A 20,293-nucleotide genomic window follows, 5' to 3' on the forward strand; every position below is an offset into this window, starting at 1 on the left:
TCCTCAGGTTTCTTCAGAACGGCGCATTGTCAGCCGCCAGGCCAGGGTGCCGGCGATGGCTCCCGTGAGATGCGCGAAAGGCGCAACAGGAAAGTCGAAGTCGCCCGCGGCGCGCAATGCCGGGCCAAGTGGGGACTCGAGAGCAAGCTTGGCGACGAGTCCGAGTGCGACGGCCACGCCTACGAGCCGCTCGCGGCCGCTGCGCGTGACCAGCGCCAGCGCCGCGATGGCTGCGAGCGCGTGGAGTTCGCCCGACAGGCCGGCGTAACGCTGCAGGTCGGGGCGCAGCAGCAGGCCCAGCTGCGTCAAAGGCAGCGCACCCAGGCCGGCCAGCGCCTCACGCGGGCCCAGTTCGGCACGCGAGCCCAGCAGCGCGAGCACGGCGCAGCCGGCGAGGTTGACTGCAAGGTGCAGTGGCGTCCAGTGGACGAAGGCGGCGCTCACGGCGCGCCAGGGTTGCGCCGCGACGATTGCTGGCTGCCAGTCCAGCGCGTCGCGGGGCAGCGGCCAGGCCAGCAGGGAGAGCGCGGCCAGCGCCGCGCACAGGCTCAGCCAAACACGGCTTGCCATAGCGCCCGCACGGCGTCCCGGTGGGCCGCCAGCGGCGCGGCGGCCTCGGCGTCCAGTGCGGTGGACTGCTCGTCCAGCCGCGCCTTGTGCTGCACGCGGCGCAGTTCGCGGTAAGCATTGGCGGCCCCGACGCCCACGCCGGCCGGCAGCAGGCCGGCAGCCTCGCAGCGCTGCAGCAGTGCGATATTGCCCAGGTTGTCCAGCAGTTCGGGATGCGCGGCCGCCTGCGTCAGCACCAGCGTCTGCAGGGCGAACTCGGCGTCCATCATGCCGCCCTCGCTGTGCTTCACGTCGAACAGCTCGCCCTTCACCGGCCGGGCTGCGCGCACCTTCTCGCGCATGGCCTGCACCTCGTGCTTCAGCGCCTTGGCATCGCGCGGAGCTGTCAGCACCTGGCGGCGCACGCTTTCGCAGCGCGCGGCCAGCTCGGCGTTGCCGGCGCAAAAGCGCGCCCGCGTGATGGCCTGGTGCTCCCAGGTCCAGGCGGTGTTGCTGCCGCGACCGGTCTGGTAGGCCTCGAAGTGGGCCAGCGACGTGACCAGCAGCCCCGAGTTGCCGTTGGGCCGCAGTGCCGTGTCGATGTCGAACAGCTCACCGGCCGACGTGCGCAGCGTCAGCCAGGTGATGAGGCGGCGCACGAAGGCGCCGTAGATCTCGCTGGCGTTCTCGTCGTCGTCGTCAAAGACGAACACCACGTCCAGATCGCCGCCGTAACCCAGCTCCTTGCCTCCCAGCTTGCCGTAGGCGATGACGGCCAGGCGGGGCTGCTCGCGGTGGGCCTTGCCGAAACGCGCCCAGGCCCAGGTGATGGCGATCTGCAGCACGGCGTCGGCCAGCGAGGACAGGTCGTCGGCGACTTGCTCCACGGTGATGCGGCCCTCGACGTCGCGCACGAGCGTGCGGAAGACCTCGGCATGGTGGGCGCGGCGCAGCGTGTCCAGCAGGGCTTCCTCGTCGGCCTCGCCGCTGCGTGCCCAGCCCTGCTCGCGGTCCAGCAGGTCGGTGATGAAGGCTTCGCGGTCGAAGCGGGCGGTCAGCAGCAGCGGGTCGGCCAGTTCGTCGATGACGCCAGGGTGCTGCATCAAATAGCGGATGGGCCAGCGAGCCAGGCCGAGCAGCCGCAGCAGGCGCTGCTGCACGGCGGGCCGCTCGACGAGAAGGGCCAGGTAGCTCTCGCGACGCAGCAGCGGGCCGACCCAGTCGACGAAGCGCAGTGCGGCGTCCAGCGAGCATTCCTCTGCTGCAACGGCCTGGGCGGCGCGGTGGAAGAGCTTGGCCAGCCGCTGGCGCGATTCCTCGCGCAGACCCTGCACGCGTGGCGTGTCGGCCAGCGCGCGCACGGCAGCCGCCAGCGGGGCTGGCAGGCCTTGCAGGAAATCCTCGCCGTCCACCGCCGGCTTCGGTCCGCTGCACTGGCCGCCCTTGCAGCTGCCCGGCGGCTTGCCTCCCTCGTGCAGCAGCGCGTCGAACTCGGTCGCCACCAGTTCGCGCACCTCGCCCAGTTGCTCGAACAGCTCACAGGCCTCGCGTGAGCACTTCAGGCCCAGCGACGCGGCAATCCACGCCAGGTCGGCATCGCCCTGCGGAAGGCAGTGGGTCTGCTGGTCATCCAGGAACTGGATGCGGTGCTCGACGCGGCGCAGGAAGACATAGGCCTCGCTGAGCTTGTGTGCCGTCTCGGCCTTCATCAGTCCGCCAGCACTCAACTGGGCGAGCGCCTTGACGGTGGAGCGGGTACGGATTTCCGGGAACTGCCCGCCGCGAACCACCTGCAGCAACTGCACGATGAACTCGATCTCGCGGATGCCGCCGCGCGACAGCTTCACGTCGTTGGCGCGCTCGGGCCGGCCGGCGGCACGGGCCTTGGCCTCGCTGCGGATCTTGCCGTGCAGCTGGCGCAGGCCCTCGAAGACGCCGTAGTCCAGGTAGCGGCGATAGACGAACGGCGTGACGAGGTTGCGCAACTGCAGCGTGCGTGCATCGCCCGGCGAGCCCATGCCGGCCAGCGGTGCGACGACGCGGCTCTTCAGCCATGCGAAGCGCTCCCACTCGCGGCCCTGCACGAGGAAATACTCCTCCAGCATGGCCAGGCTGACGACGGGCGGGCCGCTCTTGCCGTTCGGGCGCAGCGCCAAGTCGACGCGGAACACCTGACCGTCGTCGGTCACGTCGCCGATCAACGCGTACAGGCGCTTGGCCACGTTGGCGAAGTACTCGTGCGCGGTGACGGGACGGGCACCCTGCGTCTGGCCGTCGTCCTCGTAGACGTAGATCAGGTCGATGTCCGACGATACGTTCAGCTCGCGCGCGCCCAGCTTGCCCATGCCCAGCACCCAAAAGGCGATGTCGCCGCCATCGGCGGTGCGCGGCGGGCCGTGGATCTCGTCCAGTTCGAGACGAGCGGCGGCCAATGCGCGGTCCAGCGTGACCTCGGCCAGGTGGGTCATGGCCAGCGTCACATCGTCCACGCGTGCGCCCTGCTCGATGTCCAGTACCGCCAGGCGCTCCAGCACCAGGTGCCGGGCCACGCGCAGCGCGGGCCCTAGCGGCCGGTCCGCGAGCAGGGTCTCGATCAGCGCCGCGATGACGGCCCGATCGGGCAGGCCGGGGGGCAGCAGCGCCAGTTCCGCCGCGTAACGGCGGCGCACGCGCTGTACGTAGCGGCTGTGTTCAGCAAAAACGGGAAACAGTGTGCTCATGACCCTGTGCTAGATTGCCTGCCGGCCGGTTCTTCACGTGCCCCAAGACAACGTGTTTGACTTCTTCTCGGCCGCTCTTCACCACTGCAACCGCGCCACGCGCTGGCCACTGCGCCTGTGCTGGCAGGCGCTGCGCTGGCTGTTGCTGGTCCTCGCCCTGGTCTGGGCGCTGGCGGTGGTGGCGTGGTCCGTGTTGCACTGGGGCATTCTCCCGCACGCCAATGACTGGCGCCCCTGGCTCGAAAAGGAAGCCTCAAAGGCCCTGGGGGTAGAGCTGCGCATCGGCCGCATCACCGTTGAGTCCGGTGGCTGGATGCCTCGCATGGAGTTGGGCGATGTGCAGGTGCTGGACGCCGCCGGACGGCCGGCCCTGCGGCTGCCGCGCGTTGCGGCGGTGCTGTCGGCCCAGTCGCTGGTGGTGCTGGAGCCGCGCTTCTCGCAGCTGCTGGTTGACAAGCCAGAGCTCGTCATCCGTCGCGACGTCCAGGGCCGAATCTTCATCGCTGGCTTAGGCCTGGCAGACGCTGAGCGTGGCGACGCCTCGGCCACCGAGGCCGGGCTGGACTGGCTGTTCAGCCAGGCCGAGCTGGCCATCGTGGGCGGCCGCGTGCGCTGGATCGACGAGAAGCGCGCAGACGCGCGGCCGCTGGAGCTGTCCGAGCTGAATTTCATCATGCGCAATGGCCTGCGTCGCCACCAGCTGCGCCTGGACGCAACGCCCCCCGCCGACTGGGGCCAGCGTTTCACGCTGCGCGGCCAGTTCACGCAGAGTGTGCTGAAGCGGCCGGCCGAGTTCCAGCACTGGAGCGGCCAGCTTTACGCCGAGCTGCCACGCGCCGACCTGAGCCAGCTGCGCCGGCATGTGGACCTGCCTTTCCAGCTCAGCGAGGGTGACGGTGCCGTGCGTGCCTGGGGCCAGTTCAAAGACGGCCAGCCGGTCGCGGCCACGCTGGACCTGGCGCTGCGTTCCGTGCGGTTGAAGCTGCTGGAGGCTGCGCCAGAGCTGAACCTGGATCACATCGAGGGCCGGCTGGATCTGGCCCGTGCGAAGGATCGCCTGAGCCTGCAGGCCCGCCAGCTCGGCTTTGTCAGTGGCGACGGCGTGGTCTGGCCACGCTCGGACTGGGGCGTGGCGCTGCAGCTCGGCAAGGGCGAGCAGGTGCTGGGAGGCGAGGTCAACGCCCAGCGCCTGGATTTCGCGCTGATGGCCCAGATCGCCCAGCGCCTGCCGCTGGGCGAGCGTGCCCACCAGTTGCTCGCCGAGCTGGAGCCGCGCGGCGTGCTGACGGCCCTGACGGCGCATTGGCAGGGGGCGCTGGACGCGCCGCGCAGCTACCGCGTCAAGGCCCAGCTCGACGGCCTGGGGCTGTCCGCCAAGCCCAGCGAGCGTGAAGACCATCTTGGTCGCCCAGGCTTGCGCGGCGCCAGCCTGGAGCTGGACGCCAGCGAGCGCGGCGGTTCGGCCCGGCTGGCCATGCACGACGGCGAGGTTGAGCTGCCCGGGCTGTTCGAGGATCCGCGGCTGCCCATCACGCGGCTGGCCACCACCATGAGCTGGCAGCTGCCGGCGCCGGCATCCAGCGGGAAGGCGACGGGAGAGGTCGAGCTGAAGCTGCGCGACCTGCAGCTCCAGACGCCCGACCTGAGCGGCGATTTCACAGTCGTCTGGCGACGCCCGGCCGGCGCCACGACGGCGGGCTTCCTGGACCTCAGCGGCCGCGTGCAGCGCGTGGAAGCCACGCGCGTGGCCCGCTACATCCCGCAGAGCCTGCCGGCCACGCGCAGCTATGTGTCGCGCGCCATCCTCGGCGGCGAGGCGCGCAATGTCAGCGTCAGGCTCAAGGGCGAGCTGGCGGAGTTCCCCTTCGACGCGCCGCGCTCCAGCGGCGTTTTCCGCGTGGCTACGCAAGCCCAGGGCGTCACTCTGGCCTATGTGCCGCCCAGTGACGTCGGGACCAACTGGCCGGCCATGGAGGGTGTGGATGCCGAGCTGGTCTTCGAGCGTGCCGGCATGTTCATCAAGGACGGCCGCGCCAAGGTGCTGGGCTACGAACTGAGTGGCGTCAACGGCGGCATCAAGGACCTGCACCACGGCCGCGTGCTGCAGCTGGACGGCACGGGCAGGGGCGCCGGCGCCGACTTGCTGCGCTTCGTGCGCGGCTCGCCGCTGGACGAATGGCTGGGCCATGCGTTGAGTACCACCTCGGCCCAGGGGCCGGTAGGCCTCAAGCTGGGCATAGGCATCCCGCTGGACGATACCAACCAGACGACGCTGAAGGGTCAGCTCCAGCTCGGTGGCGTAGACCTCAAGCTGCGCCCCGAACTGCCCGGGCTCGGTGGCGTGCGCGGTCGTATCGACTTTGACCGCAAGGGCCTGCAGCTTGTCGGCATGACGGCCCGCCTGCTGGGCGGCGATGCCGGCATCGAGGGGGGGACGCAGCGCGACGGTGGCCTACGCTTTGCCGTGCAGGGCCAAGCGACGGCCGACGGCCTTCGCCATGCCACCGAACTGGGCGCTGTCGCCCGTCTGGCCCAGGCGGCAAGCGGCCAGGCGACCTATCGGTTCCAGCTCGCCATTCCCCCGAATGGCCAGAGCGAGCTCAGCGTCAGCAGCAGCCTGCAGGGACTGGCGCTGGACCTGCCGGCGCCAGCACGCAAGGAGGCAGACGCCCAGCTGCCGCTGCGCCTGCTGATGACGCCTACAGCCGCTGGCCGCGATGAGATCCGCCTTGAAGTCGGGGCCGGTGCGGTGCCGCTGCTGCAGGCCCAGTTGCAGCGCGACGTGTCCGGCGGCGGCTCGCAGGTGCTGCGCGGCGCCCTCGCCGTGCAGGACAAGCTGCCCGCCCTGCCGTCCACGGGCGTGCTGCTGCAGCTCAACGTCGCGGCGCTGGACCTGGACGCCTGGCAGCAGCGCCTGGGTGCACTGGCGGGCGGCCACGGCGGTGGGGGCGGTGACGATGCCGGCCTGTTGCCCAGCCAGATCGCGCTGCGTAGCCAGGCGCTCAAGATCGGCGGCCGCCAGCTCGGCCGCGTGGCCGCCATGGTGGCGCGTGACGGCGCCAACTGGCGCGTCAATGTCGACGCCGAGCAGATCTCCGGCCGCATCGAGCTGAAGGGCGTGCGGGGCGCCCAGATCGACGCCGTGCAGGCGCGGCTGGCGCGGCTGTCGCTGCCACGCCAGGAGGCCGACTCGGTCAGCGAACTCATCGACCCGGGCAAGGCCGACGCCGGCAGTGGTCCGCTGCCTTCGCTGGACATCGAGGTCGACGATTTCGAGCTGCGCGGCAAGCACATGGGCCGCCTCGAGGTGCTGGCCCAGGCGCCGGCCGCCGCGCGCGACTGGAAGCTGGAGAAGCTGCAGATCCAGTCGCCGGAGGCGACGCTGCACGCCAGTGGCCGCTGGGGCGGCGAGACCATCGCCCGGCGCCGCACCCAACTCGACTGGAAGCTTGACATCGCCGACGCCGGCAAGCTGCTGGAACGTCTGGGCCAGGGCCAGGTGCTGCGGGGCGGCAAGGGGCAACTGGCCGGCCAGGTCGGGTGGGATGGCTCGCCGCTGGCGCCGCACTACGCCAGCATGGCCGGCGCGCTGAACATCCAGCTCGACACCGGCACCTTCCTCAAGGCCGAGCCCGGCGTCGGGCGGTTGCTGGGTGTGCTCAGCCTGCAGTCCCTGCCGCGCCGGCTGCTGCTGGACTTCCGCGACGTCTTCGCCGAAGGCTTCACCTTCGACGGCGTGACGGGCGACGTGAAGATCGCCGCTGGCGTGGCTCGCAGCGACAATATCCGCATCCGTGGCCTGCAGGCGGCAGTGCTGGTGGACGGCAGCACCGATCTGGCGGCCGAGACGCAGAAGCTGCGCGTCGTCGTCGTGCCGGAGGTGTCGGCTGGGGGCGCGTCGCTTGCCTACGCGGCCATCAATCCTGCCGTTGCGCTGGGTGCCTTCCTGGCCCAGCTCATCCTGAGCCGCCCGGTGGCCGCAGCCAACACGCGCGAATTCCTCATCACCGGCACCTGGAACGATCCCAAGGTGGAGAAGATCGAAGGCCCCGCCAAGGCGGCCAGCACGCCGTGACCGGCAAGCCCCCGCTCGGCGGCCTGGCCATGCCGAGCCGTCGCGCCAGAGCGCGTCAGCGCTTGACGGCTTCGAGCTCGCGCAGCTGCAGCCGCTGACCCGTGTAGCCGCGCATGCGCGCCAGCGCCGCCTTCAGGGCGGGCTCGGCCATGAAGAGCGCGTCGAAGCTGCCATCAGCCGCTGCCAGGGCCAGCCCGCGCCGCAGCCGCTCGGCCAGACGTGGTTGCTGGCGGGCAACGAAGAAGTACAGCGGCTGCCGGTACTGCAGCGCCACGCCGGGCATCTCGGCCAGCCCCGAGCCTGCGTGCTGCTGCAGTTCGGCATCGATCTCCTCGCGGGTGCGCGGGATGAAGTCGAAGCGGCCCGCCTTGAGCATGCGAAACAGTGACTCGAACTTGATGGTTGTCTCGACGGCGAAGCCGTTGGCCCGCAGGATCTGGGTGTCGCTCCAGAAGGTGCCGGCGCCGGCGCGCAGCCGGCGCAGCGCGTCCAGCGTGCGCAGCTGGCGCAACGCCGGCAGGTCGGCGGCCCTGACGAGCAGGAAGCGCAGCTCGTTCATGCCCTTGAGCAGGTTGAAGCGCACCGGTAGCGCCAGGGCCTCGCGTTCGGGCGTCGTGGTGCTCCAGAGCAGGTCCAACTGACCGTCCTGGAGCATCTGGCGCAGTCGTTCGCGCGGCAGGTCGGCGGCCGCGTGGGTCAGCACGGGTGCCGGCGCGCCGTCGGCGGTCTTGGCCAGCGCCAGCTTCAGTACCGCGATGAAGAAGCTGCCATGGGCGCTGAAGGTCTGAGCATCGGGCAGTCGCAGCGCTGGCGGCAGCCCGGCCGCCTGGGTGGTGGGCAGCAGGGCGGCCAGGGACAGTCCCAGCAACTGGCGCCGCTGGCAGGAGGAAGTCGGCATGTCGGCTCTGATTCTCTTTCGGTGTTCCGCCAGCCCGGCCCGGGGCGCCGTGACTTATGTCTCGGTGCGCTGCAGGGGCCGGCGCGCCGTTGGATATGGCCTCCACGGCGCTAGCATCGGCCCATGAAGATTGCAGCCGTTCAGATGGTCTCCGGCCCCGACGTGGCCGCCAACCTTGCCGCCGCCCGCCGTCTGCTGGAGGACGCCGCCCGTCGCGGTGCCGAGCTGGCGGCCTTGCCTGAGTACTTCTGCCTGATGGGCATGCACGACAGCGACAAGCTGGCCCTGGCCGAGGCTGAAGGCAGCGGCCCCATCCAGGCCATGCTCGCCGCGGCGGCACGCGACCTGGGCCTGTGGATCATCGGCGGCACGCTGCCCATCAAGTCGGCCAGCGCCGCGCGCGTACGCAACTCGACGCTGGTGTTCTCGCCTGGCGGCGAGCGCGTCGCGCGCTACGACAAGATCCACCTCTTTGCCTTCGACAACGGCCGCGAGGCCTATGACGAGGGCCGCGTGCTGGAGCCCGGCAGCCAGCCGACGCGCTTCGAGGCCGGCGCCATCCAGGTGGGCCTGTCGGTCTGCTACGACCTGCGCTTTCCCGAGCTCTACCGCGTCTACGCAGGCTGCGACCTGCTGGCCGTGCCGGCCGCCTTCACCTACACCACCGGCCAGGCCCATTGGGAGCTGCTGCTGCGTGCCAGGGCCGTCGAGAACCAGTGCTATGTCGTCGCGCCCGCCCAGGGCGGCCAGCATGCCAATGGTCGCCGTACCTGGGGCCACAGCATGGTCATTGACCCCTGGGGCCAGGTGCTCAGCGTGTTGGCCGAGGGGGAGGGCGTCGTCGTCGCCGACGTGGACCCGGCCCGGCTGACCCAGGTACGCCAGCAACTGCCTGCCCTGGGCCACAGCAAGCTGTGAGCGCAGCACAGCCGCCCGAAGGGGCTCAGCTCCCGCCCGGCGGGACAGCACCGAGCGTGAAGGCTGCCCCGGCGGGTGCCGCGCTACCGCCCCGGACCACGGCCTGGATCGTGGGCGTGCTGGTGGCTATCTCGCTGTACGGCAACTTCTACGTCTACGATTCGATCGGTCCGGTTGCCGACCTGCTGCAGCAGCAGCGTGGCTTCACCGACACGCAGGTGGGATTGCTGAATGCGATCTACAGCCTGCCCAACGTCGTCCTCATCCTCGTGGGCGGGGTGCTGGTGGACCGCTTCGGCGCAGCGCGCATGACGCTGGTGACGGCCGGCATCTGCCTGGCCGGCGCACTGCTGACGGCCTTCAGCCCCGACTTCGCCGGCATGGCCGCGGGCCGGCTGCTGTACGGCATCGGCGCCGAGACCTTCAACATCGCGACGCTGGCTGCAGTGGCGGACTATTTTGGCGGCCGTAGCCTGGCCCTGGTCATGGGCCTGACGCTTGCCATTGGCCGTCTGGGCTCCTACGGCGCCGACATGTCGCCGACCTGGTTCGGCGCCGCTTACGCCCAGGGCTGGCAGCCGCCCCTGCTCATCGCCGCGGCCATCGCGGGGACCTCGTTCGCGGCGGCCTTCGCCTACTGGCAGGTAGACCGGGGCCCGCGCCGTGCGGGCCTGCTGCCAACGGCCCGGGCGACGGCAGAGAAGTTCGTTTGGCGCGACCTGCTGCATTTCGGCAAGGCCTACTGGTATCTGCTGGCACTTTGCGTGCTCTGGTATTCGGTCATCCTGGCCTTCCGCAGCACGTTCTCGATCAAGTATTTCCAGCATGTGCACGGGCTGGACCTTGCCACGGCCGGCGAGATGAACAGCTATGTCTTCCTGGCCGCCGTGTTCGCGACGCCGGCCTTCGGCTGGATGTGCGACAGACAGCGTCGCTACGCTCCCTTCCTCGCCTTCGGCGCACTGCTGCTGCCGGTCGCGCTGGCCGTGCTGGCACTGACGTCATGGAGCCTGTGGGTGCCGACGGCGCTGATCGGCGTCAGCTATTCCCTGGTTCCCGCCGTCATGTGGCCACTGACGAGCAGGCTCGTGGCGCCCAACCGCTTCGGCACGGCAATCGGCCTGATGTGGGTTGTGCAGAACGCCGGCATCAGCGGCGCCAACCTCGTGGCGGGATGGCTCAACGACCGCGCCGGCGCGGGTGCGACCAACCCGGCGGGCTACGATCCCATGATGTGGTTCTTCGGGCTGACTGGTGTGGCGGGCTTCGCCTTCGCCTTGCTGCTGTGGTGGGTGGCAGGGCGCCGCCGCCACGAGCAGGGCGCCTCCCAGGCTCCTACGGCCTCAGCGTGACCAGATCGCGCAGCAGCAACTGGATGTTGACGCGCAGTGCGCGCTCGTTGGCGATGCGCAGCCGCTCGTTGGGCGACACGATGGCCTCGCTGAAGCGGGCCTCATCGCTGCTGGCGATGCGGCGCTGGTAGACGATGCGGCCATCGGCCTTGTCGACCAGGGTGTAGCGCACAGCAGCGCCCACCGTCACACCGAGCGCCGGCACCTGAGGCTGTTCCAGCTGCAGCAGTTCGGCCTGCAGTTCGAAGCGCGGCACCGGCTCGGGCAGGAGCGGCTTCATGCCGACGGCATGGAGGGAGTCGTCCAGCGCCAGTTGCAGCGCCTCGGCGCTGACCTTGGAGCCCCACCAGCGGTTGGTCTCCTGACCCCCCGTCACCGGGGCGATGCCCACTTGGGTCTTCAATGCCTCTGGCACCCAGCCGCGGATCTGCAGTGCGTCCGCGGCCGAGACGGCCATGGGCAGCGGTTGGCTTGGCGTGCCGCAGCCGGCCAGCAGCGAGGCCAGCAGGGCGACGGCGAAGTGGGCGAGGCGGAGCATGGGTGGGGCAATGCTAGGCCCGCAGCACGGAGGCAGTGGCTGCAAAAGCGGGGGCGACCAGGGTCTATTCAGCGCTCGGCCATCGGCGTTCGGGCGCCGACGGCCGAGATGGCCTCCAGCATGCCGCGCACCTTGAATGGCTTGAGCAGCAGCCGGTTGACGTCAAGCTGCTTCAGGCGCAGCGCGAGCTCGACGTCGCAGCTCGCGGCCGTGGCCACGACCGGAATGTCGGGCGCCTGGACGGTGCTGCCGGCGCGCACCTGGCGCACCAGCTCCAGTGCCGCGCCATCGTCGTCGACGGCCAAAAGCACCGCGTTGAAGCGGTGCTCCTGCAGCAGCTTCTCGGCGATGGCGGGGGTGGTTGCCTCCTGCACGTCGGCCAGGCCCATGTCGCGCGCCATCAGCGCCACCGTGCGCCTGAGCACGAACTGCGGCTCGAGCAGCAGCAGTCGGCCCCTGAGTGCGACGGGGGCGGTCACGGCTTGTCCCGCTGCGGGCCGACCAGCTCGGCGACGGCCAGGTCGCGCAGCGTGCCGAGGACGTCGCGGTCCAGCGTGTCCAGCAGGCGCGGCCGGACGTCGATGAGGCAGAGCGTGCCTATCGTGGCGCCGTTCGGCAGGGTCAGCGGCGCACCCAGGTAGAAGCGGATGAAGGGGGCACCGGTGACAAGCGGGTTGTCAGCGAAGCGCGGGTCCCGCGCAGCGTCCAGCACCTCGAAGAACTCGCGCTGCATGATGGCGTGGCCGCAGAAGGAGGTTTCGCGCGCGGTTTCGCAAGCGTCCAGGCCGAGTCGGGCCTTGAACCACTGGCGGTCGCGGTCGACGAGGCTGATCAGCGCGATGGGCATGTCGAACTCCGCAGCAGCGAACTCGACGATGCGATCGAAGCGCTCCTCCGGCGGCGTATCCAGGATCAGCAGCTCTCGCAGCGCTTGTAGCCGCTCGGCATCGTTGGCGGGGATGGGTGCGGGAGTCATGCCACGGCAGTCTAGGCGTGCGACTCAGCGGACGTCCAGCGTGTAGGTGACAGCTTGCGAGAGGCCCGGCAGGATGCCGCCGAAGTTCAGTGTGTAGCGCCCGCGCTTGAGCGGCCCCAGCGCCACGTAGTAGCCATTTCCGGCGGCGGGCGCATCGTCGTCTGGCGCGACGAGGAAGCAGCCACGGGTCGGCTGGCGGTGAGCCTGCAGGCCGTCGAAGCGCCGGCCATTGAACTCCAGCACCAGTGCGGCTGGTGCTTCGGTCATCGACTCTGCGCGCAGCATCAGCGATGCACAGGCCTCGCGTTCGTCGTCGGGTGGGAAGGCGAGGCTGTTGAGCAGAGGGAAGAACAGCATCTTGCCGGCCGGGATGCGGCAGCTGCGAACGGTGCGCCGGGTGTCATAGCTGCCGGCCAGGAACCAGACCGGGCCCGATTGGCCGCTGGCGCACAGCCGCCCGTCGGTATCTGCGACGGGGCTGTCCTCGTCCTCGAAGGACAGTGCCCAGCGCCACCAGCGCTTGGACCATTCCTCCTGCGTCACCCCGGCGATGGGCTTGGCCGGCGGGACCAGTTGGGCCACGGCCGGACGGGTGGCGGCCAGCAGCAAGAGGGCCGCAAGGGCGAGGGTGGGATGCACGCGGTTCTCCTGGTCAGCGGCGCTGGCCGGGGCGCTCCATGGCGACCTCCGACCGGCGGAACCCCAGTGTCTCGTAGAAGGCGGACACGCCATCTCGTCCGGCGCGCAGCACCCAGGTGATGCGGTCGTCGCTGCCCATGGCAGCCTGCACCAGCCGCGTGCCGACGCCTTGGCCGCGGTGAGAGGCGGCGACGACGACCATGGAGATGTAGCCGTTGAAGAGCCCGTCGCTGATGGCGCGCAGGAAGCCCACGACTCGGCCGTCCTCGACGGCAACCAGCGCGACCTGGGAGCGGGCCAGCAGCTCGCGAAAGACCACTGGGTCCTGCACGCGCGGGCCCCAGTCGTTGTCGAGCAGCAGCCGGCGCGCTGCTTCGATCTCGCCGGGCTCTATGGGTCTGACCTGCATTCAGCCTCCGAACATCATGCGCCGTGCGAGCGCCGTCTTCAGCGGCGTGGCCAGCTCCAGCCCGGCCAGAGCCAGGCCGCGCAGCGCCGGCAGCCCCGGCAGGCGCCAGGCGAAGCTGCGGGCGAGAAAGTCCGTCGCGGCGATCATGGGCCAGCGGTCGGGCGCGCGCTGCCAGTCCACGCGGGTCAGCACGGCGTCCAGGTCCCGGCCCGTTTCGGCCGCCTCGCGCAGTGCGTCGACCAGGGCCTGGGCATCGCGAAGGCCGAGGTTGAGCCCCTGGCCGGCCACTGGGTGCAGGGTCTGGGCTGCGTTGCCGATGCGAAGCGCGCGACCCTGCAGCAGCCGAGTCTCCGCGTTCAGGCCCAGCGGAAAGCACTTCAGCGCCGAGATGCCAGTCAGCCTGCCGGCCTCGGCGGGCAGCTGTTGCTGGATGACGGTCAGGCGCTGGGCATCGTTCAGCGAGGCGATGTCATCCTCGGCCTGCGGCAGGCACCAGACCAATGCCGCTCGCGCCCCCTGAGCGTCGTCCGGCAGCGGCAGCAGGGCCAGCGGGCCGTTGCGCGTGAAGCGTTCGATGGCCAGGCCCTGCAGGCCTGGCGCAGCCAGGCGCACGGTGCCCACCCAGGCATTCTGGTGATAGTCGCTCTGGATGGACTTGCGCTGTTGCTCCGCGAACACGCCGCCCTCGGCGACGACGGCGAGGTCGAAGCGGTCGACGATGGGGCCTTCGCCGCAGTCCAGCTCCACGCCATCTGGCTGCGATCGGATCGCGTGCACGGCCGTGCCGAAACGCGTGAACAGGCGCGTCGGCTGCTCGTCGGCCAGTGCCAGCCAGCGCTGCTGCAGCGGCGCCACGAGGGCGCCGTAAGGCAGCACGGCGCCGAGCTGGGGCAGTCCCTGTTCGGTGGCACTGATGCGCACCTCGCCAGCGATGGGCGCTGGCGGCGCCTGGCTGACGTGCACGGCGCGGATCGCCTGGGCGCTTTCCGGCACCCAGGCCGACAGGCGCTGCAGCAGCCGGATGCTGCCCAGGTTGAGTGCCAGCGTGCGCGCATCACCACGGATGTCGCGGTCCAGCGGGCGGGTGTCGAAGAGATGGATTTCGGCGCCCTCGAGGCGCTGGACGGCCAGCAGGGCGAGGGCCAGGCCTGCAGGGCCGGCGCCGATGACAGCGAGCTTCATGGGCGCAACGATACCCGTGCCGGGCGCGGCCCATGAAGAAGGCCGCCGGCACGGCGGCGGCGCCGCGCTTAAGCTGCTGGCTTTGCGCTTCTTCGCGACAGACAGGACGTCCTCATGCAATACCGCCGCCTAGGCCGCGCCGGCCTCCAGGTTTCCGAACTCTCCCTCGGCTCCTGGGTCACGTACCACAACCAGGTCGACACCAAGGCTGCCACCGAGATGCTGGCAGCTGCATTCGATGCTGGCGTCAATTTCTTCGACAACGCCGAGGTCTATGCCCAGGGCGAGAGCGAGGTGGTCATGGGCCAGGCCTTCAGGGCACTGGGCTGGAACCGCCTGGACTACATCGTTTCCAGCAAGTTCTTCTGGGGGTTGCAACGCGACGGCGTGACGACGACCAACCGCAAGGACACGCTGAACCGCAAATACCTGATGCAGGCCGTGGACGGTTCGCTCAAGCGCCTGCAGCTGGAGCACCTGGACCTGATCTACTGCCACCGCCCTGACCCGAACACCCCCATCGAGGAGACCGTCTGGGCGATGAGCGACATCATCCGCCAGGGCAAGGCGCTGTACTGGGGTACCAGCGAGTGGAGCGCCAGTGATATCCGCGCCGCCTGGGAGATCGCCGAACGCCACCACCTGCACAAGCCTGTCGTCGAGCAGCCGCAGTACCACCTCTTCCACCGCCGCCGCGTCGAGCAGGACTACGCCCGCCTGTACGAGGACATTGGCCTGGGCCTGACGACCTGGAGCCCGCTTGCCTCGGGCCTGCTGACCGGCAAGTACCGTGGCGGCATCCCCGCCGGCAGCCGCGGGGCGCTGGACAACATGGCCTGGATGCGCGAGCAGCTGCAGGACAAGGCCAAGAACGACGCGGTCGGCCGGCTGGCCGACATCGCTGCCGAGCTGGGCTGCAACACGGCTCAGCTGGCCATTGCGTGGATCAACCGCAACCCCCGCGTGTCCACGGTCATCCTGGGCGCCAGCCGCATCGAGCAGTTGCGCGACAACCTCGGCGCACTGGCCGTGACCCCCAAGCTCACGCCGGAAGTGGTCGAGCGCATCGACGCTATCACACGCCCGCTGGCCCAGTAGATCGGGGAAACCTGTCGATTGCCGCGGCGGCGGCATCCTCGGCGTCGCTGAGAATGCAGGCATGAGGGTCTTGTTGAGGAAGATGTGCGCCGCCCTGTTGGTCGCCGCGGGCCTGGCCACTTCGGCGTTGGCTGTCACGCCGCGCTTCGAGCCGGTGGGCGAGGCCGACTCGCTGCGCGACCGCGCCGTCTCGGCGTTGGCGATGGATGCGCAGGGCTTTCTGTGGGTGGGCATGCCCGACGGCCTGCAGCGCTTCGACGGCTACCGCTTCCGCCGCCATCCGCTGCGCGATCCGGCCGATGGCACTGCGATCGACCAGTTCGTTCGCAGCCTGCTGGCCGACCCGCGTGGCGGCCTGTGGGTGGCTGCCGGCAACAGCGGCCTGGCCTGGCTGGACACCACGTCCGGTCAGTGGAAGCGCTGGGCTCGCGCTGAAGGGGCGGCACTCGGCGCCCTTGCGCCAGCCTCCAACGCCGTGCGCGCGCTCGCTCTGGAGCCCGATGGCAGTCTGTGGGTGGGCACCCAGGGCGGCCTGTCCAGGCTGGATGCGCAGCGTCGCGGCTTCACGCATATGCGTGGCAGCGACGCGGGCCTTCCCGACGACCGTATTGCCGCGTTGCTACGCGACCGCCGCGGCACGCTGTGGATAGGCACCTGGCAAGGCCTGGCACGCAAACGTGCCGGGAGTGAACGCATCGAGCCCGTCGATCTGGGCCTCGGCAGGCCGCAGATCACGCTGCTGGCCGAGACGCGCGATGGCCGTGTACTGGTCGGCACGGGCGTGGGCGACCTGCGCATGCTGTCCGAGGACGGTCGCATGCTGCCTTTCGCCGAGCGCAGCGGCGCCAGTGACGGTACCTGGCCGGTGCTGTCCATGACGCAGGCCGCAGACGACGAGCTCTGGCTGGGCGGGCGCAACGGCATCGAACGCCGCCGCGCCAGTGACGGCGCACTGATCGAGCGCCTGCCGCCGGACGGCAGCAGCCCGGCGCCCGTGCCGCGCAGTGAGGTGCGGGCGCTGCTGCGCGACCCTTCCGGCACGATCTGGGCCGGCAGCTACCGCTCGGGCCTGATGCGCCACGTGCCACCGCTGCCAGGCCTTGCCCTGGTGCAGAACGAGGGTGAGCGTTGGCGCCGCTTCGGTGACCTTGACGTGCGCAGCATGCTTCAGCTTGACGACGGTCGCGTCTGGCTAGGCACCCAGTCCAGCGGCGTCGTCATGCTGGACGCAGCGCTGCGTCCCGTCGGCGAGATCCTCACCGCCGAGAGCCGCAACGCGCCGCTGGGCCGTATCGGTGCGATGGCGCAGAGGCCTGACGGCGTCTGGCTGGCCGCCGAATCCGAACTGATGCGTTTCGACGCGCAGGGGCGCTGGCGCCAGACGCTCGCCACCGGTCGGGTGACGGCGCGTCGCATGTACGCCGCCCGCGACGGCCAGCTTTGGCTGGGCACCACTGACGGCCTGTGGCGGCTGCCGCCCGGCCGCACCGAGCTGCTGCCTGTCATGTTGTCCAGTGGCAAGCGCAGTAGCGGTGAGGTCAACGCCCTGCAGGAAATGCCCGATGGCAGCCTGTGGGTGGGTGGCGCCGCCGGTCTGCTGCACGTCGCCCAGCCCGGCGCGGCCCAGCCGGTGGCCGAGGCGCCGGCCACGCCCGGCCTGGTGGGCCGCACCGTCGTCGGCATGGCGGTGGACGGGCAGGGCAGGCTGTGGGTGGACACCAGTGCCGGTCTGCACCGCAGCACGGGCGTGGATGCGCAGGGCATGCGTTTCGAGCACTTCCCGGCCGCATCGGGCGATGACGTCATCGGCGCCTTTGGCGCCAATCTGCTGGCCGACGCGCAAGGGCGCATCTGGACGCACCGCGGCTATTTCGACCCGCGCAGCGGCCAGCGCCTGGAGCTGGGGGCCGTCGACGGCGCCGACATCGGCACCGCCTGGTTCCGCGCCTACATGCGGCTGGCCGACGGGCGCTTCCTGTTCGGTGGCGCGCGTGGTGTGCTGGTGCTGCAGCCCGACCGTTTCGCGCCCTGGACCTACGAGCCCCCGGTCGTCGCCACCGAGCTGCGCGTGGGCGGAACCAATCACGCCGTGCCCGCCGATGGCCAGCCGCTGGTACTGGCGCCGGGCGAGCGCAGCTTCAGCCTGGGCTTTGCCGCGCTGGACTTCAGCCGCCCTGCCAGCATCCACTACCGCTACCGCCTCGAAGGCATGGATGCCGATTGGCTGGATGCCGTCGCCACCGCTCGCCGCGCGGCCTACACCAACCTCGATCCCGGCCGCTACGTGATGCGCGTGCAGGGCAGCAACCGCCAGGGCGACTGGAGCCCGCACGAACTGCGCCTGGAGGTGCAGGTGCAGGCGGCCTGGTGGCAGGCGCGCTGGCTGCAGGCGCTGGCTGGCCTGGTCGTGCTGGGCCTGCTGCTGGCAGCCTTCCGCCTGCGCACACGGCTGCTGCTGCGGCGCCAGAGCGAGCTGGAGGCGCGCGTGGCCGAGGCCACTGCGGCGCTGAATGCCAAGTCGGCCGAGCTGGAGGAGGCCAGCCTCACTGATCCTCTGACCGGCCTGCGCAACCGCCGCTTCCTCGAACAGCAGCTGCCCGGTGACGTCGCGCTGGCCGTGCGCCGGCACGAAAGCAGCGAGCTCTACGGCCACTCGCCGCTCACCGCGCCGGTTGAGCGCAGCCGGGAGATGCTGTTCTTCCTCATCGACGTAGACCACTTCAAGCGCATCAACGACGAGCACGGTCACATGGCCGGCGATGCCGTGCTGATGCAGATGCGCGGCCGGTTGGGCCAGGTCTTCCGTGCGTCCGACTATCTGGTGCGCTGGGGTGGCGAGGAGTTCCTGGTCGTTGCTCGCGAGACGCCTCGGACACGGGCAGCCGAGCTGGCCGAACGTGCCCGCCAGTGCATCGCCGGCCAACCCTTCGACCTGGGCGGCGGCGTGCGGCTGTCGCTGACCTGCTCCGTCGGCTTCACCGCCTTTCCGCTGTGCGCGGATCTGCCGCGTGCGCTGGACTGGCGTGCCGCCGTCGATCTCGCCGACACGGCCCTCTACCAGGCCAAGAAGGACGGCCGCGACGCCTGGGTGGGCCTGCTCGACGCCAGCGCTGCCAGCGATGCCGAGCTGCGTCGGGATGCGCGTCAGCCATTGGCCGATTGGGCCGCCAGCGGGCGCCTGCGGCTGCTGCAATCCGATTGAGCGAGGGAGTGCCGGCGCCCGGCACACGCCGGATCGTCAGGCCGCGGGGCGGCCGGCCACGGGAACCCAGACCTTGAATCCCGTGCCTTCGCCCGGCACGGATTGCACTTCTATGCGTCCGCCGTGCTTCTGGACGATGGAGAAGGACATCGACAGGCCCAGGCCCGTGCCTTGGCCCACCGGCTTGGTGGTGTAGAACGGTTCGAAGATGCGGCGCTGCACCTCCGGGGTCATGCCGCACCCGTCGTCGGCCACTTCTACCCAGACCCAGTCACCATCCGCCTGGGGCTGCATGCCGGTGCTCAGGGTGATGGCGCCGCGGCGCTGCGGCGCCATGGCGTGTGCCGCGTTGACGATGAGGTTCATGAACACCTGATTGAGCTGCCCGGCCAGGCAGCGCACGGGCGGCAGGGTGCCGTAGTGGCGATGCACGTCGGCGCGGTACTTCACCTCGTTCATGACGACGTTGAGCGTGGACTCCAGGCCGGCGTTGAGGTCGGCGTCCTGCCAATCCGCATGGTCCACGCGCGAGAAGTCCTTGAGGTTCTGAACGATCTTGCGCACGCGGGTCAAGCCGTCCTCGCTCTCGTTCAGCAACGAAGGCAGGTCTTCGGCGATGAAGTCCAGGTCGACGGCCCGCTGCAAGGCTGCCAGCTCGGTGTCGACGGGTGCGAGGGTGCGGCAGGCATGGGCTTGGGTCAGCGCAAGCAACTGTTCGGCGTAGTGACGCAGCGTGCCCAGGTTGGAGTTGACGAAGGCGATGGGGTTGTTGATCTCATGCGCCACGCCGGCCGCCAATTGGCCGATGGAGGCCATCTTCTCGGACTGCAGCAACTGGTTCTGAGCTTCTTCCAGCCTCGCATTGGTCAGCTGGATGTTGCGATAGTTGTTGACCAGCTCTTCCTGTGCGCGCATGACCTCGCTGCGGTCCTGAAGCAGCCACCACATGCTCGGCGCGTCGTCCGCTGGGTTGGAGGCGTAAGCAATCAGCTGCACCCAGATGCGCCGGCCGTTCCAGGTTTGCAGCCACATCTCGTGCACAAGAGAGGCGTCAGTCTGCCGTGCGTTTGTCGTCAGGCGGGTCAGCTCGTCGAATTCCGCGTCGTCGAGGAAGAATCGCCGCATGGAAAGTTCATCGACTTTCGCTTCGGTCGGCAGTTCAAGGATCTCGGCGAACTTCCTGTTGCCGCGGCCGATGCGCAGGTCGATGTCCCGGGTGGAGATGATGCCCACCGATGCGTTCTGCATGAAGGCCTCCAGTTCCCGGTGGGTCTGTCTCAACTCGGCGGTGCGCCGCGCGACGATGGACTCCAGTTCGGTCTGGTGGTTGCGCAAGATGTCCTGCACGAGACGGATGTCGCTCAAGTCCTGGCAAGTCAGCAACACCAGCGGGGGGGCGGCGGTATCGGCGTCAAGGCGGCGTGCGGTGATCTCGAGCTGACGGCAGGTGCCGCTGGCACTCAGAGCCTCGATCTCGATGGCCGCAGGGAGGTCTTCGCAGTCCAGACAGCGACGGCCGTAGTCGCGCAGCAGCTGCTGCTGTGCCGGGGCGGCCCAGGCCTCGGGAGCCAGCTGCTGCAGCTCGTCTGTGGAGCGGCCCAGCAGACGTTGCATGGCGTCGTTGGAGAACACGATGTGCTCGCCATCGTGCGCAAGCAGCGCCGCGCTCACGGCCGCCAGCCCCGCACGCAGGTGGTCGGGCAGGGGCTGGGGGCGTCGTAGAGGGGTGGACATGTC

General features: G+C 70.0%; 15 protein-coding genes. 5 read left to right on the forward strand and 10 right to left on the reverse strand.

Annotated features, from left to right (window positions below; genetic code table 11):
• Positions 1-3: 3 nt before the first annotated feature.
• Together rrtA and glnE are read right to left on the reverse strand one after the other, a co-directional pair.
• Positions 4-570: a rhombosortase gene (gene rrtA / locus QM732_RS25615; RefSeq protein ID WP_415658904.1), complete on the reverse strand. Its 567-nt coding sequence runs from the start codon at positions 568-570 to the stop codon at positions 4-6.
• Positions 549-3,269 carry a bifunctional [glutamate--ammonia ligase]-adenylyl-L-tyrosine phosphorylase/[glutamate--ammonia-ligase] adenylyltransferase gene (glnE, locus tag QM732_RS25620; protein ID WP_415658905.1) on the reverse strand — a complete coding sequence of 907 codons (2,721 nt, stop codon included), beginning with the start codon at positions 3,267-3,269 and terminating at the stop codon, positions 549-551. The genes rrtA and glnE overlap by 22 nt, the downstream gene beginning before the upstream one ends.
• Before the next feature lie 37 nt (positions 3,270-3,306).
• Between glnE and QM732_RS25625 the strand changes: the two genes are divergently transcribed.
• A complete protein-coding gene (locus QM732_RS25625) occupies positions 3,307-7,344 on the forward strand; it encodes a YhdP family protein (RefSeq protein WP_415658906.1) in 4,038 nt (1,345 codons plus the stop codon).
• Between the two features lie 55 nt (positions 7,345-7,399).
• Here the strand turns inward: QM732_RS25625 and QM732_RS25630 are convergent, their stop codons facing one another.
• Complete coding sequence (locus QM732_RS25630; protein ID WP_415658907.1) at positions 7,400-8,242, reverse strand: substrate-binding periplasmic protein; 843 nt, start codon at positions 8,240-8,242, stop codon at positions 7,400-7,402.
• A gap of 123 nt (positions 8,243-8,365) precedes the next feature.
• Between QM732_RS25630 and QM732_RS25635 the strand changes: the two genes are divergently transcribed.
• Together QM732_RS25635 and QM732_RS25640 are read left to right on the forward strand one after the other, a co-directional pair.
• The gene (locus QM732_RS25635) at positions 8,366-9,160 is read left to right on the forward strand and encodes a carbon-nitrogen hydrolase family protein (protein WP_415658908.1); all 795 of its coding nucleotides are present in this window, start codon (positions 8,366-8,368) and stop codon (positions 9,158-9,160) included.
• Between the two features lie 56 nt (positions 9,161-9,216).
• Positions 9,217-10,512 carry an MFS transporter gene (locus QM732_RS25640; RefSeq protein ID WP_415658909.1) on the forward strand — a complete coding sequence of 432 codons (1,296 nt, stop codon included), beginning with the start codon at positions 9,217-9,219 and terminating at the stop codon, positions 10,510-10,512.
• Here QM732_RS25640 and QM732_RS25645 read toward each other — a convergent pair.
• The 6 genes from QM732_RS25645 to QM732_RS25670 all read right to left on the reverse strand — a co-directional run bounded on the left by QM732_RS25645 (position 10,496) and on the right by QM732_RS25670 (position 14,256).
• On the reverse strand, positions 10,496-11,050 hold the full coding sequence (locus QM732_RS25645) for a hypothetical protein (protein ID WP_415658910.1): 555 nt from the start codon (positions 11,048-11,050) through the stop codon (positions 10,496-10,498). The genes QM732_RS25640 and QM732_RS25645 overlap by 17 nt on opposite strands.
• 68 nt (positions 11,051-11,118) lie before the next feature.
• Positions 11,119-11,529: a response regulator gene (locus QM732_RS25650; RefSeq protein ID WP_415658911.1), complete on the reverse strand. Its 411-nt coding sequence runs from the start codon at positions 11,527-11,529 to the stop codon at positions 11,119-11,121.
• Positions 11,526-12,026: a GAF domain-containing protein gene (locus tag QM732_RS25655; RefSeq protein WP_415658912.1), complete on the reverse strand. Its 501-nt coding sequence runs from the start codon at positions 12,024-12,026 to the stop codon at positions 11,526-11,528. The genes QM732_RS25650 and QM732_RS25655 overlap by 4 nt, the downstream gene beginning before the upstream one ends.
• Positions 12,027-12,050: 24 nt before the next feature.
• On the reverse strand, positions 12,051-12,665 hold the full coding sequence (locus QM732_RS25660; protein ID WP_415658913.1) for a hypothetical protein: 615 nt from the start codon (positions 12,663-12,665) through the stop codon (positions 12,051-12,053).
• Between the two features lie 13 nt (positions 12,666-12,678).
• The gene (locus QM732_RS25665; protein ID WP_415658914.1) at positions 12,679-13,074 is read right to left on the reverse strand and encodes a GNAT family N-acetyltransferase; all 396 of its coding nucleotides are present in this window, start codon (positions 13,072-13,074) and stop codon (positions 12,679-12,681) included.
• The gene (locus tag QM732_RS25670) at positions 13,075-14,256 is read right to left on the reverse strand and encodes an FAD-dependent monooxygenase (RefSeq protein WP_415658915.1); all 1,182 of its coding nucleotides are present in this window, start codon (positions 14,254-14,256) and stop codon (positions 13,075-13,077) included.
• A 114-nt stretch (positions 14,257-14,370) separates the two neighbouring features.
• Here QM732_RS25670 and QM732_RS25675 point away from each other — a divergent pair, with 114 nt between their 5' ends.
• Together QM732_RS25675 and QM732_RS25680 are read left to right on the forward strand one after the other, a co-directional pair.
• Entirely contained in the window at positions 14,371-15,354 is a 984-nt protein-coding gene (locus QM732_RS25675) for a potassium channel beta subunit family protein (RefSeq protein WP_415658916.1), read from the forward strand.
• A 61-nt stretch (positions 15,355-15,415) separates the two neighbouring features.
• A complete protein-coding gene (locus QM732_RS25680) occupies positions 15,416-18,556 on the forward strand; it encodes a two-component regulator propeller domain-containing protein (protein ID WP_415658917.1) in 3,141 nt (1,046 codons plus the stop codon).
• Positions 18,557-18,592: 36 nt separating this feature from the next.
• Here the strand turns inward: QM732_RS25680 and QM732_RS25685 are convergent, their stop codons facing one another.
• A complete protein-coding gene (locus QM732_RS25685) occupies positions 18,593-20,290 on the reverse strand; it encodes an ATP-binding protein (protein WP_415658918.1) in 1,698 nt (565 codons plus the stop codon).
• Positions 20,291-20,293 lie beyond the last annotated feature (3 nt).

The organism is Roseateles sp., from assembly GCF_047654805.1.
In the GTDB taxonomy this organism is placed as follows: Bacteria; Pseudomonadota; Gammaproteobacteria; order Burkholderiales; family Burkholderiaceae_C; genus Pelomonas.

Bases quoted from the DNA above. Each gene is read 5' to 3' on its own strand.
- glnE (WP_415658905.1), bottom strand. From the start codon at position 3,269: ATGAGCACACTGTTTCCCGTTTTTGCTGAACACAGCCGCTACGTACAG.
- QM732_RS25685 (WP_415658918.1), bottom strand. From the start codon at position 20,290: ATGTCCACCCCTCTACGACGCCCCCAGCCCCTGCCCGACCACCTGCGT.
- QM732_RS25675 (WP_415658916.1), top strand. From the start codon at position 14,371: ATGCAATACCGCCGCCTAGGCCGCGCCGGCCTCCAGGTTTCCGAACTC.
- QM732_RS25635 (WP_415658908.1), top strand. From the start codon at position 8,366: ATGAAGATTGCAGCCGTTCAGATGGTCTCCGGCCCCGACGTGGCCGCC.
- QM732_RS25680 (WP_415658917.1), top strand. From the start codon at position 15,416: ATGAGGGTCTTGTTGAGGAAGATGTGCGCCGCCCTGTTGGTCGCCGCG.
- QM732_RS25645 (WP_415658910.1), bottom strand. From the start codon at position 11,050: ATGCTCCGCCTCGCCCACTTCGCCGTCGCCCTGCTGGCCTCGCTGCTG.
- rrtA (WP_415658904.1), bottom strand. From the start codon at position 570: ATGGCAAGCCGTGTTTGGCTGAGCCTGTGCGCGGCGCTGGCCGCGCTC.
- QM732_RS25665 (WP_415658914.1), bottom strand. From the start codon at position 13,074: ATGCAGGTCAGACCCATAGAGCCCGGCGAGATCGAAGCAGCGCGCCGG.
- QM732_RS25655 (WP_415658912.1), bottom strand. From the start codon at position 12,026: ATGACTCCCGCACCCATCCCCGCCAACGATGCCGAGCGGCTACAAGCG.
- QM732_RS25670 (WP_415658915.1), bottom strand. From the start codon at position 14,256: ATGAAGCTCGCTGTCATCGGCGCCGGCCCTGCAGGCCTGGCCCTCGCC.
- QM732_RS25630 (WP_415658907.1), bottom strand. From the start codon at position 8,242: ATGCCGACTTCCTCCTGCCAGCGGCGCCAGTTGCTGGGACTGTCCCTG.